This window comes from Phocaeicola fibrisolvens, assembly GCF_025567125.1.
In the GTDB taxonomy this organism is placed as follows: domain Bacteria; phylum Bacteroidota; class Bacteroidia; order Bacteroidales; family Bacteroidaceae; genus Phocaeicola; species Phocaeicola fibrisolvens.
Genome location: NZ_JAOQJI010000006.1, coordinates 1 through 14,964, shown reverse-complemented (window position 1 = coordinate 14,964; position 14,964 = coordinate 1). Strand labels below are relative to the sequence as shown.

Below are 14,964 nucleotides of genomic sequence, written 5' to 3'. Positions count from 1 at the left end.
ATTTATCGGGCAGTAATATGAAAACACCCTTGTTTCAACTCATACTTCACGTAGCAGCGGTCGGCCTTGCGAAGATCGCGCAACACTTCCGACAACACCAGCTTCAAGGTATCTGCACTTACATCCTGCATGGGACGACCGTCAGGGTCTTCCACCTTTTCAAAACGCTTCCAGCTCACATCGAACGTAGTTCCGTAAAAATGGCAGGAATTCAACGAAGCATTGCCGTTGGTGCGACGCAAGCGCTTCACGTCGTCTTTTGTACGCGTCACGGAAGTCACAATCACCTTATTGGGATTCAAGCCTTTGTTCTCTAATGAATCCAAGAAGTTAACCCCAATCGTATCCAGCAGCGCACTGGCCTGAGGCACCAGATAAGGAATGGAATGAGTCAATGAATCCAACCCATAACGCTCACAAGCCGCAATTTCTACCAGACGACCTTTCATTTCTTCCGCTTCTTCACGGGTATTAATGGGGCGAATGCCGATTTTCTTCGCTGTAGCCAATTGCACGTCGTTCAAATCACCAAACGAGCGCTTATAACTTATCACTCCCCTGATATTACGTGGATTATTCATTTTCATCGACATATCCTTCTCCTTGCATCCGACCAAGCACATTCCCGCCAGCAAGGCCACCAAAAAGCACGACTTGAATAATAGCTTCATTTCTTCCTTATCTTTTTTTAATTCCCGGCAAAGATAACACAAAAAACCTATAAACCTACATTATTACTTTTAGTTATCACACATAAAAAAAGGTGAATAGGACATTCCGCCAAAAACACCTATCTTTGCACCGAATTCAAGAGAACAATTATTCTATACACATAAAAACAAATCTATATGTTTGAAAAAGGAAACAGAGCCAATACCTTACACGGTATTCTTTTGATTGCACTATTCTCATTTGCGGCCTTTTATATCGCCGAAATTCCCTTCGTCAAAAGCCTCTCGTTCAGTCCGCTGATTGTCGGTATCATTTTGGGTATGCTGTATGCCAACAGCTTGCGCAACAAACTCCCTGAAACATGGGTACCCGGTATTAAATTCTGTACGAAGCAGATTCTGCGTGCCGGTATCGTACTCTACGGATTCCGTCTGACACTGACACAGGTCGCAGCCGTAGGACTTCCAGCGGTCATTGTAGATACCGTCATCGTAGCAGGAACCATCTTCCTGGGTGTATGGCTGGGAAAAATGATGAAAATGGACAAAGACACTTCCCTCATGACAGCTACCGGTAGCGCCATCTGTGGAGCTGCTGCCGTACTGGGCGCTGAGCCAGTCGTAAAATGTGAAGGACATAAAACAGCCATTGCCGTATCGACTGTAGTCATCTTCGGAACCATCTCCATGTTCCTCTATCCTATCATGTACCGTGCCGGATTGCTGGATGCCCTGGGCAACACAGGAGTAGCCATCTACACCGGAAGTACCCTGCATGAGGTAGCCCACGTGGCAGGTGCCGGAAATGCCATGGACCCGACCGACACTTTGGGAATCGCCGGAACAGCCACTATTACCAAAATGATTCGCGTGATGATGCTGGCTCCAGTATTGGTCATCATGAGCTTCGCCTTGGCAGGCAGAAAGAAAACCAATGCAGAAGGAAAAGCCGAAAAGAGCAAGATTACCATTCCTTGGTTTGCCTTCGGATTCATCGGTATCATCTGTGTGAACTCCCTGCTGCAATACCTGACAGGTGCTGAAACTGTGAAGGATATTCCATTAAACGGTGCCATTGAATACATCGATACCTTCATGCTGACCATGGCCATGACGGCACTGGGTACAGACACCAGCCTGGAAAAATTCAAACAAGCCGGAGCCAAACCGTTCCTGCTGGCAGGATTGCTCTACATCTGGTTGCTGGTGGGCGGATACCTGCTTACCCAATACATCACTCCGATGTTCGCATAAAGCACTTGCTCATATATACATAAAAGAAATGGAGACAGCCCTCACAGGTTGCCTCCATTTCTTTTATACAATTATACATCTTATTTATTCCGATACTGTTTGGGCGACATACCCGTATAACGTTTAAAATACTTTCCAAAAAAAGAAATATCCGAAAAGTTCAGTGAATAAGCAATTTCCTGTACGGTCATATCCGTAGAGCGAAGTTTTGCCTGTGCATCCCGTATGATAAACGAGGAAAGAATATCAGTCAGCGTTTTTCCTGTCACTTTTTTTACCGTCGTACTCAAGTGTTGAGGAGACAAATGCAACTTCTCGGCATAAAAAGACACATTGCGTTCTGTCTTATAGTATTGTACGATAATTCGGACCAGTTCTTTCACAATTTCCTGGTTACGATTATACCTCGGTGAATCATCCTCTCCTCTCTTCTTATATACTCCACCCAATGCCAGCAAAAGCTGCGTATATATCAGTCCCACCTGCATTTCCGTCATCTCTTCCTTAATTTTTTGACGACGAATTAACAAGCGGATGCTGTCACGAAACAATTCAAATTTTTCTTTTTGCATATCTATCACCGGACGCTCAAATATATAAGGAGTGTATTCCACCGTATATGAAAATAATTTAGCTCCCTCTATCAGTTTCCTGGAAAAAGCCACAAATATAAACCGACAATCCTTACTCTGCTCCTCAATTTGAAAAAATACACCTGGAAATAAAATAGCAAGTGCCCCTTCCTTCATCTCATAATGTGTCAGATGAATCTTTACACGACAATTCCCTCTCAGACACAAAAGGAAAAGACACCCCGGAAAAGGAGCAGAAACCTGAAACAACTCTCTGAAGCCGCCCGTCATATCAATACCTGCTATCATATTCTGATCTTCAGGCAACAAATCAAGCTTTTCCATTTTTTTCATTCTATCACTCTTTTTATTAAAGGACAAATATAGAGGTTCTTCCAATAGATTCCAACACAAAGGAATACACAATGAGTTAAAAAGAAAAAAGAAAAGCCGGATAAGATCCGGCTTTTCCTACTCTTTTATTTCTTCAATAGGCACCACATCTTCTATTTCATTCTTTTTTCTACGGAAATGCAATAATCGGAAAAGATCCATCAACGCATATACAATAGACGATACACCCAGTACGATAAAAGGGATTTCGGCTGTTTCAAACGGATTGAACAACACTGTAATACCCGCTGCCAGGACCAACACTGGCACGATATATACTCCAAACGGCACCGGCATGAAAGACCGGGCTGAAATCAAACTGGCCAATTGGCTGATTCCTCCCAGCACCAGCAATACGCCCAGTATATACATCAACACCCCCACAAAAAAAGAAGGCATAATGATAAGCCATATTCCCAAAAGGGTGCTTCCCAATGCTACAATCGGAAAAATCGGACGAGGAGCTTCTGTCTTTCTCTTGTTTAATGCAGCCAAATAGGTGAACAATCCCAACAAGCCGGGAAGAAGAAACAACACCCCAATGGTAATTACCAAATAATTCACCGCTACCCCAGGCCATACCACAAGCAAGGTACCAATAATCAAAGCACAAATTGAACTGACTAATGTATTATTCACAGATTTCATACTTTCATTTGTTTAAGATTCATTACTCAAAGGTAGTAAAAAAGTATCAATCTACAAACAAATCTTTCAAAAGGATAATTAAGAGATTATCCCGCATAACTATGCATACCTCCTAACACATAGTTCACTCCAAAATATGTCATCAATACCGTGGAAAAGGCTAAAATCAAATATAAGTGAAAGACACTTGGATGACGAAATAAGGAAAAACTTTTCCCATGAAAAGCTGCTCCGTAAATCAAAAAAGTGATTAAAGCCCACACCTCTTTCGGATCCCATGTCCAATAACTCCCCCAGGAAACATTGGCCCAGACCGCTCCAATAAAAATACCTATACCTAGCAGCAATACTGCAGGATAGAGTAACAATCGGCAACATAACGTGAGACGTTGCATCTGAGCCACCTGTTTCCGTACCGCAAGTGCCAAGATACTGCACAAACCAATAAAGGCAAACAATGCATACGAAATCATGATAAGAGACACATGAATACTCAACCAAGGAGAAAGCAATACCGGCATCAATGGGGTAATCTGCGGATTCTTTTCTCCCAACCAGGCAACCAACAACACCCATCCGGACAGCAACAAACCTGACGGCAGGAGTAATACCAAACGACGTTGCCAGATACAAGCACCTAACAGCAAACAACCGGCTAAAAAAAGCATCGTTTCCGGCCCATTTCCAAGCGGGATACGACCTCCAATATACCATCGAAGCAGATAAGCCCCCCAATGTACAAGACACGATGTCCAAAGCCCAACCTTCAATACAACATAAACCCAATTTTGTCTATAGTTGCCTTGAGGAACTACCACATAAAAACGTAGCCACCAGAAAAAGCCTACAATTCCCAGAAAAAGGTTGCACATAAACAAAATTTTGGAAAAAGGAATCGCATTGTAGCACAATTCTGCTTGAACCCGAAGAGATGACAATGGCTCTACACTTCCATCAGTCGGCAAAGGTCGGATAAGCGTACCCTTTTTCAACATCAAGACCATACCCACTTTTTCATCCAGTTCCCGTATCTCTTTCTCCAATTTCTCTGCCTGATGCTGTTCCAGCCATCCTTTGAAAAGTCCACTCTGCCTTTTTCTCTGCCATTCGTTCCACACTTTTTCCAAACGATAATTCTTTCCGTCGAATAAATCCACCAAAGCTACATGGTCAGACTTCAACTTTAACATCTGACGAAGATTTTCACTCTTCACGTAAAACATCGGTTCATGCTGCCACTCTTCGGGATATAATAACCAGCTTGCCACTACCTGTTCAGGAGTTAAGCCTTGATAGGTGTCACTTCCACATAACTTCAACGTAAAATCACGGGCCAAAGTATTAAACGGTACCACCCGATCCTGATAAATAACCTGACGTGTTTTCAGCTTTTCCGCATCCTGCCGTGCTAACACACGTACTGGCTGAGCCTGCAGGATTGGTAATGATATCCCCCATAACACACAAATCAAGCCTACCTTTCTCCAAGCCGGATGATGCAGCAAGTTCCTAAAGGTTTCCCTCCGACTCACCAGCAAACAGACCGCAGAAAAAAGCAGACACACATATCCTGCATAGGTCACAGCAATGCCCCAAGGATCATGATTGACACTCAACCAGCTACCAGACCAATCGGTATCGAAAGATGACTGATAGAAACGATAACCGTCTACCGAAAGAATATGATTCATTGAAATAATTTCTTTACGCTCTTCTCCCTTCACCCGGCAGGTCACATAACTTAAATAATCCATCGGAGCTTCCGTACCCGGATAATATGCCACCCTGAAACTGTCCAACCGGATATGAAAAGGCATTTCCTGTGAAACCTGATCAGAAGTTGCCACAAACAAATTGGTCTCCTTCCCTTGTTCAAGATGTACATACCCTTTCTCTCCCGTCAAAAAGGTAAGCAAGGCCCCTCCTAATATGACCAGGAGGGAGCCGTGCCACCACACAACGGAGAAACGCATTCCCTGCCGGTACTTTCCCAGCACCCGCAACAGGACACAAGCTAACGTTCCCCACAAGCTACAAAACCATAAAGAACGATAAATATGAGTTTCCACAAAAGAAGTTCCATATACTTGCTCCAGCAAAGTGGCTGCAACCAACACCATAATCAGGGTTACATAAAGAAAGATTCCAACTATTTTCCATCCACGTACTTCCATAGATTTCAAAAATCAGGATAAAGCGTGTTTTTCTGTGCCTTTGTACCCATACATTCCATTTCAATAAGCCAACCTGGACGGCAAACAGGAGCCAGCAGAATCACTTTCGGAATTTCTGGGAAACGCTGATCGAACATCTCACGTACCGTCATATAATCTGCCCCATCACGTAGATATACCAACATTTGTCCAATATCTTCAAACGACATTTCTGCTTCCTTCAACAAGGTCTCCACGTTTTCCCACATGCGTTCGGTCTGTTTCCGGATATCACCCGGATACACCACTTCCCCCCTGTGATTGATACTGGCCGTACCGGATATAAAAACCTGACGTCGGTCGCCATAATCCACATACGTACCACGCTCAAAACTTACTCCATACTCATACGTAGGATTCAAATGAGTCGGTGCATATAAATAATGAATCTGTTCCTGGCGGATACCCAATACGGCATACGTATCCATCTGTACCAGCACCTGCGTATCGGCATGACGCCCGCCGATACCGGTACTGGCTATATAATGTGTCTGTGGTGTCAAACCCTGCGTCACAAACACTTCGTTACGGGCTTTTACCACTCCGGCATAATTCACATCTACATTCTGTACAAAAAACCAGGTACGAATGCAGTTCTCGGCCAGATGCCCTCCCTGTGCAATCAGTTGCAGGATATAATCATTCAGCAGCAAACGGGTCTGATATTCCGAGTTGGCCGCCCGGTTAGAAGCCGAACCACCCCACAGATGGCGGTAAACCCCATGTGACACTTCGAACAATCCGCTTTCCAGCGCACGACATTGCACACCGGATTGCAGATATACCCATAATGCTATTTTTGTTCCGTTCAGCGGGGGCTGTTCCACAATCGAACAGGCACAGACCGAGCTTTCCGGCACCTGTACCGCCAGCCAGTCGGCCTGATTGGCAGCATCGCTTAAAAAATAACGTTTGAACACGGCAACAGCTCCCTTCAACTCATTCTCCAACAGTTGATAATAGGTATCGAGTAAAGTATCCAATTGCTCCTGATACGTCAAAGAAGGCCGAGTAACATGAATCATCACATGGTATTCAGCGACTCCTTCAGCCGGTTCAAAACGTGAAATTTCTACTAATGTATTTTCTTGTGACTTGTGGTTTCGTAGTTGTTTGTGGCTCATATTCATACTATTTTAATATTCAAGGTTTGGCACCTCCATTTATCCAATCATCTATCAAGTTCAATAATACCGGCTCAGCCGAAAGAATGTCCTGATGGTCATGGTGCACATGACCGTTTTCATGCAGTACCTGATACAGAAAGCTGTTTTCCGTATCTGTCGGTTTCACCCTCATGACTTCCGGATTCACTACAGACGGGACATTTACCAGCTGTTCATAGCTTTTTCCTGCAGTCAGAAACAAGTGTCCTGCCGCTGAAGTACTTCCTCCATGGCAACTGGCACAGCGGGAGTCAAACACCTGCTGCTGCACAGCCTGGAACATGCCGACTTGCTGTTCACCCACGTCCATACGAATCGTGTCTTCTGCCGTTTCCGAGCAATCGACCCTGGCAAAGGTCACTACCCGCTCTCGAATGCGGTTAATCACGCACAATTCGATTTGAGTGACTTCATCTGTCACTCCCGACATCACCACCTGCACCGTACCATCTTCTCCTGCCTGTGAAGGCATCACATTGGCAGAAGTCAGTGCATATTCACTTTTCGCATCAAAACCGGCCACGGCTACCGTATATCCGGAAGGCCAGGTATCCATACCCGTTACCTTTCCGGTGAACTTCACCGTACGTCCGCCTTCTGCCGTATCAGGCACTGCCTCATAGATACGTCCTTCGTCGCAAGAAACCAGCCATAGGATTCCCAGCCCCAAGAGTATCCATCCATACACCTTTCTTTTCATCACACCCTCCTCTTTAGAACGTGTACTGAAGCATCACCGTGGCATTATGGGTCGCTATTCCCAAGTCGTCATTGTCGCGGTCAAGTTGTGTATCGTGCCCCCAGCGCCCTACAAACTGATACATAGCCTGTAATTTCAGATTGCAGCCTTTAAAGAAGTAGTTCACTCCCACGGCCGGCATATTCATGAACCCGTTTGTATCCATTCCGTTGCGGTTAAAGAAATCATAACGTGCCGTAGCTTGCAAGCGGGAAGTCACGAAATAGCCTCCCTGCACGTATCCCCCCAGATAGTGATACCCCCGGTCAATCTTCTGCCGTTTGGTAAAGCCCACGTGCATGTAATACATTTCCGCTCCCAGATAGAGTTTTCTTTTCAACATGGCAAACTCCAGTCCGGCACGGTAATCGTTCGTACTTTCGTTCTCACTCTCCACATTCAATGAGGTGGATACTCCCAGCATCAGCTTGTCTTCATTCAGACGATTAGGATTTCCCTGTGTAGAGGGCATCACTCCTTTGGGCATGTAGGTAAAACGTCCGGCATAAAGCAAGGAAGGAATGTGCCAGTCATCACTGAACGTCTTTCCTGCCGTATTCACTGAAATACCTGTACCATTGAATAATCCCACTTCATAACCAAACTTGTCTGCCAGCAGACCGTGTACTTCCACTCCCAAGTCGAATCCCGTTCCGATATTGGGAGTCACGGCATTCAACGAATAGGGCAGAATCACCGGAGCGGTCAGCGACAACGGCAAGGAGGGCATCAAAGTTTCTCCCAACGTAGTCAGGTAAGCATGCGAAAAAGGAGTTTTAAACTTACCTACGCGGATAGAAAACTGTTTTTTCAGCTCCACATCGAACCAAGCCTGCTGCAACAAGGCTGCGCCCGTAGCCGCTGCATTCAGTGACAGATTGAACGACACTTTGCCAAAGGCTTTCCCTGTAAAGCCCAACACTGCATAAGGAATAGCAAAGCCTGAGTTAGCCACATTGTCCTGATTATAGGCCTTGTCCAGTCCTTCATCATCATACCAGTTGAAGTTGGCACTTGTCTGCACTAACAGATAAGGCTTGAACACAAAATCTCCTTTCTTAGAAGCGATGGTAAATCCTTCTCTCCCAGCCAACGACACGATACCATTTTCCGTATCCTCTTCATGTTGTGCCAGTGCTGTCAATGGCATTAACGCAGACAGACACAAGGCAGTCAGTATTTTTTTCATAAGTTATCAGTTTCTATACTTAATGATTAAAGTGAATTTAAAAACGCAATCAAGGCATCACGGTCTTCCTTACTCATGCGCTTAAACAAGTTTTTCGAAGCTTCCGCCTCTCCTCCGTGCCACATGATAGCCTCTACGAGGTTACGTGCACGTCCGTCGTGCAGAAAATAGGTATGTCCGTTCACCACTTCCTGCAAGCCGATGCCCCATAATGGAGTGGTACGCCATTCATTACCCCGGGCCAGACCACTTACGTAATTGTCGTTCAAACCCACACCCATAATTTCCGACCCCATATCATGCAGCAGAAAATCAGAATACGGATGGATGGTCTGATTGCCCAACCACGGCAGTTCCGTACCATTCAGCAGTGTAGCTCCTCTTACTTTTGTGTGCAGCGTAGTCACATGGCAAAGATGGCATTTCGCCTCATAGAATTTCTGTTCTCCTTTCTGTACCTGCGGATCATTCACATTCCGGCGGGCCGGCACACCCAGACAGTGCATATACAAATCCACATCCTCCATGTCCTCGGTCGACACGTCCAACTGGTCGTACGAAAGTCCCATCATACTGCCCTGGTCCATCTGTATCTGTCCCTCACAAATTTCCTCGGGATAACGGCTGTTGGTCACTCCCATGTCACTGGAAAATCCTAATTCCACCGTCAAATCGGCATGCTGTGCCTTGTTGCCCGAAAGTCCCAGACGAGTTACTCCACGCTCACTGATATAATTACACCGTCCGCTAATGCCGTATTCGGGGTAATTACTTTTGGCAGCCAATGCTTCGATTTCTTTCTGGTCGAGTGCCATCATCTGCCCCATCCCCACATGACGTAACGGTATACGGACAGAACAGAACAAATCTTCCGGACGGATACTGTCGGCATACCACTCCGTAATGGTATAGGTTGGCTTGCAAAGCTCATAAGTTTCTCCATCGGGAAATTCGAATGTCTGGTAGTCATACTTCACAGACAATTTCCCCTCCGGCTTCACCCCATAAATGGCCTGGTCATGAAGCACACGCCCATAGTTCTGGAAGAAGGCTCCGTTCTTTCGGGTGATATACACCAACATGGAAGAAAAACCGTAATTTCCTGAGCCACCTTCACTCCACAAGGTAGGCTTGGTACGTCCGGCATTGCGGTGACAGCTTCCACAGGAATAACCGGCATACACGGGACCTAATCCACCATCCTGGTTACTACTGGTACGCACATCGTCATACAATCCATCTCCATCGTTGAAACGGCTGCTGTAAATACCCGACAGCCACGACGCTTCAAAGTCGTAAGCTTTCGAAGAAGTCAGAAAATTGGTAGCCGTACCGGCTGACAGTGCAAAGCCTTCCGGCACCTCCACGTACTGCTGGTCGGTTCCTTCTTTCTCACAGCTCCATAGAAGACAGGGAAAAAGTCCGTATAACAAAAGTTTTACTATTCTCATTTATTCTTCTCTTTTTCGGAAACATACAGAGGAAGCAAAGGAGGGCTTCCCCTTCTTTACTCCCCTGCCTGTCATTCATCAAAAATTTGTCTTAATGCTTAATCTACCGTACGTGCTTGTCCGTCTTTGAACAACAGGAATTCCAGGGTATGGAAACCACGTACATTCTGTGCGGCGGAAATGGCTTCACTGTCTTCAGAGTAGTCGCCACTCCATTCCATCTGGCTGTAATCTCCTGAATTCAGGATGTTCACGATGGCAGCTTGGTCAAGCGGCCAGCTGTCCATGTTCGGGTCAAGCCCTTGATCGGCTACCGGACCAAACAAGAAAGCCTCACTCTTTTCCCATGGTTCACGGGCAGTAATCCAAGCATCACAGGCATCCTTGAAAGCCTGATTGGTTGGGTTGGCTGCCAGCGTATTCACCTTGTCATACAAAGTAGCCACTCTGTCTTTCAGGTCTGAATAGGTGGGTAATACCACTACATCCACGTAGTTCTTTACCACCGGACTCAGCACTGCTTCCGACAATGCATCACAAGCCGGTTTTACCTTATCTTTCAACAAGACACTCAGTTCACTGCAAGCTTCCTGAGCCGCCAGACTCTGTTCGCTGTTGATATGGTTACGGAACGGTTGTGGGATGGCTAAAATCTTATCGTAAGCATTCTTGATGGCCGACAATGTATTATCTGCCAGTTCCTGCTGCCCGTTGCTCACCAATACCGTGTACAAGGATTGCGCGGCCACCTGAGTTTTATCAATAGCGGCTCCGCTAATCAAAGCCTCACTGCGCACGCCGCAGAAAGCATTACAGATAGATACGATGTTATTGGAATAGTCTTCGCGCGAATGCCAGCTATACCAGGATTCTACCGCATAGAGGGCTTCTGTCACCTTCCCTGCCTGGTATTTGGAATACGGGTCACCGATTTTTGTTTCTCCCACCTCATTGGCAATATCTACACAACCGTCTATCACTTGCTGCACGCAAGAACCTGCACTGTTAAACGGTGCCCCATGATTTTTAAAGGTTACGGCATAACTTTCACCTCCTTTGTAACTGGTAGCCCAGTACCCGTACAAGTCGGAAGCATCTTTACGAAGCAAGGTAACCACTGCCTTCATATAGTTGTTCCAGCTCGTCGCGTTTTCCGACGTATAATCAATGTTGGCCGCATCGGTCGGTTCTGTCGGTGTGTCTTCGTTACTGCACGCTGTCATCGAAAAGGTCAGCCCCATTGCCAAGGCTGCCGCATAAAAGAAATTCTTTTTCATATACATAATAGTTTTTTTAGGAGTTAATAAATCATTTCTTGAAAAACCAGCCGATATAGGCCAAGCCAATGGAAAACTCATTTTCACTGGTATACGGTCCGGTTCCGAACATCTTTCCCGTACCAATCTGACGGGTAGTATAGTCTGCCTTCACCACCAGATTAGGCAGAGCAAACCAATTCAATCCGGCCACCCACATGCTGACCTTGTTACGCAAGTCCATGGTCTGCCCGGCTTCTCCTTTTTCTTGCGGATTATAATATTCATAGCGGGCAAACGGATAAATCACAGGAACTTTGGGATTGTGATTGAAAATGGAACGCAGATTCACACCCACCTCTCCGGCATAGCTGACCGCATTTTTAGCTACCGGAACCACGCGGCTGTAAGAAGCATTGTTCGACAAACGGACATTCTTGCTGCTAATAAACTTGGAGTTGCTCAGGCTACCATAGACCACATTGGCACGTGCGGTCACATAGTCATTCTTGTACTGCAAGTCGCCTGAATAAATTCGTAGCGGTGCTTTCTGTCCCTCGTAGAAATTGGGTTTGTCGGAATTACCTGCCGTATTGGCACAATAATAAAAAGAACCTCCCACACGCAGTCCCGGCACTCCACGGTAATCTACACGAAACACATAACCCGGAGAGTTGAAATTATCTTCCTCAAACAAGCCCTGCTTACCGCTGGCAACCCAAGTATTCCGGTCGAATCCGTTGGCATTCAGTCCAGCCACCACCAGCACCTGATAGTCGAAAGTAGCATATCCTTTTCCCAACGTACCGAAAAACTCAATACCCGTTTCATGCCAGGTAGAAGGCAGGATGGTGGTTTCACCCTCCGGTCGCACTGTACCGAAGAAATTAATCGGCTCGTGATGTGCATTGGTCAGTCCCACCGGCACAATCATGTGTCCCGCCCGCACATTGAAAGCCGGATGAATAAGACGGGTGATATGAAACTGCTCCAAGGCCACTTCTCCCCCTTTTTCCATTTCCGTTTCATATTCGCCGTTTTCCGAGTTCTCCAGCTCCATGGCAGACCCGGTTCCTCCGGCTTCAAATTCGATTTCTGCGCTCAGAATCCATTTCGGAGTAAACTTATAATCCATTGCCAGCACAAAGCGCGGAATAGAAATCGTGTTCCGATGATCACGGGTGTTTCCATTTGGATTTCCGTAATAACGGTTGATGCCATAATCCTTAAAACTGGCCACAGCTTCTCCATAGCCTCCCAGACGGAAACGGGTATATCCATCCTTATCTGCACGTTGCTTTTGCACCGCTGTTTTCACATATTCTCCTGCTACCTGCACCGAATCAACTTCACTAGCCGAAACAGTTCCTGCAACACAACAAAGAATAGTAAAAAATAAACTAACTTTTTTTTTCATTTCTCTGCGATTTTGAACATCGCAAAGGTAAACTACCCAAAGAAGCTTATCAATACCTAAAAATTATGAAAATAACAAACAAAACCTACTCATTTTTCAGTATACATCCAATTTAAATTTCATATAAATGTGGAGACCTATACACAACTGATTTATAAAAACATAGAATAAATTGAAAGATAATCATCCTTTCAAACTTCTCCTTATAATCCTCCATTATATACCTAAAAGAGACTAATCCCAATATACCAGTCCAACCCCAATCTATGGACGTTTCACTAGGATAAAGAAACCAAGTTACCCCGACATGAACGTGACAAGGTAATTTCATGAAGGTGCTTTGAAGAAATGAGTAAAACAAAATGAAATCACCTTCGACCAATCCGCACAAAATGAATATTGTCTCAAATTAAACTGCCCCCAAAAGTTAAACACAAAACTTTTTGGGGGCAGCTCAAAACAAAATCGAAACAGCCTCTAGTTTTCAAGACAGATACAACGAAAACCAACCGGTAATTGCTCAATTATCTATGGTGTATTCTTCAATGTCACGAATTGCCTCTTTGGCCTTACGACGGACATGAACACAATGCAGAATTCCTCCCACAGCGCCCAATACGAAACCGACACTACCTCCATAGCATATCATTTCGCCTCCCACTTTCGAGTAACTTTCAAACATAAACCATACAATCCAACACAAAGCAAACGGAATACCAAAATAAAGCCATCTTAAATTCAGTTGGTTCATCCGCACCAATGCTTTGCTGATATCCAACAAGTTGCCCGTTGAAATGCAATCAATACTGACACCCTTATGGCTATATCGCTGGTAAATTCCAGCTATAATCAAAAACACAGAAGTAAATGCACAGAAAACCCACGAATATCCCATCAGCAAGAAAAATGTATTGCAATAGACTAAAGCAAAAACTATCAAAAAATAGATAAACCTTTTCTTCCGATTAATATAGGCAATCTTGTCTTGTGTAGAGTTTTTGAGCAATTTTTCACTAACGATGATTTCTTTAGCCAGCTTGTCCTTCAACAACTGAATCTGTTGCTTCATCTCGTCTAATTCAAATTTATCTGTAAAATTTTCCATGATAGCACATTTTAATGGTTCGACATTTTTTTCAACTCCTCCTTGATACGATATAAACGTACAGATACATTTTTGGTCGAAATCCCCACAATAGCACCGATTTCTTCATAGCTCATATTTTCCAGCCACAACAAGACAATGGCACGATCAAAAGGGTTCAGTCGATGAATACGGTCATAGAGCAGACGAATCTGCTTGGAATTTTCATCTTTATCTTCAAAAAGATTGATATCCATGGTCAAAGGCACCACAGCACGCCTTTTCTTTTTCCGTTCACATGAAATGCAAGTATTGAAACTCACTTTCCATATCCATGTGTTGACGTTACTGAGATTCTTGAAGGAATCATATCCCTTCCAAAGATTAATAAGCACCTCCTGAAAAAGATCGCTTACTTCATCGGCATCTTTCGAGAACATAAAACACACCGTATAAATAGTACTCTTATGCTCTTTGACCATTTGCGCAAATGCAGTATCCAATGTTTTCATATCGTATGAATTTGTTTTTGACCATTAGACGCTAAAACCATCAGAAAAACTACACAAAAGTAAAAACTTTTTGAAAGAAAATATGAAAATCCGGAAGCTGGTATAAAGTTATCCCAAGTATTATACTCATTTTCCAACAACTGCATTCAAATTTACCTCGTCACGAACGTGACGATATCTTGACACGAACGTGATGAGGCCTCATCACCAACGTGACGAGGTCTCCGCACGAATGTGTCGAGGTATATTCATAAAGACATTTTGCCAAAATGAATGGGACAAAAGAGAATCATCTCTACTTGCCCCATACAAAAACAGAAGAGGCCGTCTCAAAATGAATTGAGATGGCCTCTGTCGTTTCATATCAGATTGAAGTCGTTTGGATTTTCCTCAAAAAAA

13 protein-coding genes are annotated in these 14,964 nt (G+C 44.7%); 1 reads left to right on the top strand and 12 read right to left on the bottom strand.

The window, feature by feature from the left end; translation table 11 throughout:
* Positions 1 to 2: 2 nt before the first annotated feature.
* Positions 3 to 671 (bottom strand): DUF5715 family protein, encoded by a 669-nt coding sequence (locus tag OCV81_RS03910; RefSeq protein ID WP_148328562.1) that lies wholly within the window; start codon positions 669 to 671, stop codon positions 3 to 5.
* Between the two features lie 177 nt (positions 672 to 848).
* Here OCV81_RS03910 and OCV81_RS03905 point away from each other — a divergent pair, with 177 nt between their 5' ends.
* Positions 849 to 1,925 carry a YeiH family protein gene (locus OCV81_RS03905; protein ID WP_022353408.1) on the top strand — a complete coding sequence of 359 codons (1,077 nt, stop codon included), beginning with the start codon at positions 849 to 851 and terminating at the stop codon, positions 1,923 to 1,925.
* A gap of 80 nt (positions 1,926 to 2,005) precedes the next feature.
* Here the strand turns inward: OCV81_RS03905 and OCV81_RS03900 are convergent, their stop codons facing one another.
* The 11 genes from OCV81_RS03900 to OCV81_RS03850 all read right to left on the bottom strand — a co-directional run bounded on the left by OCV81_RS03900 (position 2,006) and on the right by OCV81_RS03850 (position 14,565).
* A complete protein-coding gene (locus OCV81_RS03900) occupies positions 2,006 to 2,851 on the bottom strand; it encodes a helix-turn-helix domain-containing protein (protein WP_148328560.1) in 846 nt (281 codons plus the stop codon).
* Between the two features lie 117 nt (positions 2,852 to 2,968).
* Positions 2,969 to 3,538: an HdeD family acid-resistance protein gene (locus OCV81_RS03895; RefSeq protein WP_022353410.1), complete on the bottom strand. Its 570-nt coding sequence runs from the start codon at positions 3,536 to 3,538 to the stop codon at positions 2,969 to 2,971.
* Between the two features lie 86 nt (positions 3,539 to 3,624).
* Positions 3,625 to 5,712 carry a cytochrome c biogenesis protein CcsA gene (gene ccsA, locus OCV81_RS03890; protein WP_148328558.1) on the bottom strand — a complete coding sequence of 696 codons (2,088 nt, stop codon included), beginning with the start codon at positions 5,710 to 5,712 and terminating at the stop codon, positions 3,625 to 3,627.
* A gap of 5 nt (positions 5,713 to 5,717) precedes the next feature.
* Complete coding sequence (locus tag OCV81_RS03885; protein WP_148328556.1) at positions 5,718 to 6,875, bottom strand: Rid family hydrolase; 1,158 nt, start codon at positions 6,873 to 6,875, stop codon at positions 5,718 to 5,720.
* Between the two features lie 19 nt (positions 6,876 to 6,894).
* The gene (locus OCV81_RS03880; RefSeq protein ID WP_148328554.1) at positions 6,895 to 7,617 is read right to left on the bottom strand and encodes a hypothetical protein; all 723 of its coding nucleotides are present in this window, start codon (positions 7,615 to 7,617) and stop codon (positions 6,895 to 6,897) included.
* A 13-nt stretch (positions 7,618 to 7,630) separates the two neighbouring features.
* On the bottom strand, positions 7,631 to 8,845 hold the full coding sequence (locus OCV81_RS03875; protein ID WP_148328552.1) for a porin: 1,215 nt from the start codon (positions 8,843 to 8,845) through the stop codon (positions 7,631 to 7,633).
* 26 nt (positions 8,846 to 8,871) lie between these two features.
* Positions 8,872 to 10,296, bottom strand: a complete 1,425-nt coding sequence (locus tag OCV81_RS03870; protein WP_117672310.1) for a di-heme oxidoredictase family protein — start codon at positions 10,294 to 10,296, stop codon at positions 8,872 to 8,874.
* Positions 10,297 to 10,394: 98 nt separating this feature from the next.
* Complete coding sequence (locus OCV81_RS03865) at positions 10,395 to 11,573, bottom strand: imelysin family protein (RefSeq protein WP_262640075.1); 1,179 nt, start codon at positions 11,571 to 11,573, stop codon at positions 10,395 to 10,397.
* Between the two features lie 31 nt (positions 11,574 to 11,604).
* Positions 11,605 to 12,969, bottom strand: coding sequence for a hypothetical protein (locus OCV81_RS03860; RefSeq protein WP_148328548.1), 1,365 nt, complete (start codon positions 12,967 to 12,969; stop codon positions 11,605 to 11,607).
* 520 nt (positions 12,970 to 13,489) lie between these two features.
* On the bottom strand, positions 13,490 to 14,074 hold the full coding sequence (locus OCV81_RS03855; RefSeq protein ID WP_148328546.1) for a hypothetical protein: 585 nt from the start codon (positions 14,072 to 14,074) through the stop codon (positions 13,490 to 13,492).
* Positions 14,075 to 14,085: 11 nt separating this feature from the next.
* Positions 14,086 to 14,565 (bottom strand): RNA polymerase sigma factor, encoded by a 480-nt coding sequence (locus OCV81_RS03850; protein WP_148328544.1) that lies wholly within the window; start codon positions 14,563 to 14,565, stop codon positions 14,086 to 14,088.
* Positions 14,566 to 14,964 lie beyond the last annotated feature (399 nt).

Excerpts from the sequence above, each read along its gene's own strand:
- OCV81_RS03910 (WP_148328562.1), bottom strand. The coding sequence starts at position 671 with ATGAAGCTATTATTCAAGTCGTGCTTTTTGGTGGCCTTGCTGGCGGGA.
- OCV81_RS03905 (WP_022353408.1), top strand. The coding sequence starts at position 849 with ATGTTTGAAAAAGGAAACAGAGCCAATACCTTACACGGTATTCTTTTG.
- OCV81_RS03900 (WP_148328560.1), bottom strand. The coding sequence starts at position 2,851 with ATGAAAAAAATGGAAAAGCTTGATTTGTTGCCTGAAGATCAGAATATG.
- OCV81_RS03895 (WP_022353410.1), bottom strand. The coding sequence starts at position 3,538 with ATGAAATCTGTGAATAATACATTAGTCAGTTCAATTTGTGCTTTGATT.
- ccsA (WP_148328558.1), bottom strand. The coding sequence starts at position 5,712 with ATGGAAGTACGTGGATGGAAAATAGTTGGAATCTTTCTTTATGTAACC.
- OCV81_RS03885 (WP_148328556.1), bottom strand. The coding sequence starts at position 6,875 with ATGAGCCACAAACAACTACGAAACCACAAGTCACAAGAAAATACATTA.
- OCV81_RS03880 (WP_148328554.1), bottom strand. The coding sequence starts at position 7,617 with ATGAAAAGAAAGGTGTATGGATGGATACTCTTGGGGCTGGGAATCCTA.
- OCV81_RS03875 (WP_148328552.1), bottom strand. The coding sequence starts at position 8,845 with ATGAAAAAAATACTGACTGCCTTGTGTCTGTCTGCGTTAATGCCATTG.
- OCV81_RS03870 (WP_117672310.1), bottom strand. The coding sequence starts at position 10,296 with ATGAGAATAGTAAAACTTTTGTTATACGGACTTTTTCCCTGTCTTCTA.
- OCV81_RS03865 (WP_262640075.1), bottom strand. The coding sequence starts at position 11,573 with ATGAAAAAGAATTTCTTTTATGCGGCAGCCTTGGCAATGGGGCTGACC.
- OCV81_RS03860 (WP_148328548.1), bottom strand. The coding sequence starts at position 12,969 with ATGAAAAAAAAAGTTAGTTTATTTTTTACTATTCTTTGTTGTGTTGCA.
- OCV81_RS03855 (WP_148328546.1), bottom strand. The coding sequence starts at position 14,074 with ATGGAAAATTTTACAGATAAATTTGAATTAGACGAGATGAAGCAACAG.
- OCV81_RS03850 (WP_148328544.1), bottom strand. The coding sequence starts at position 14,565 with ATGAAAACATTGGATACTGCATTTGCGCAAATGGTCAAAGAGCATAAG.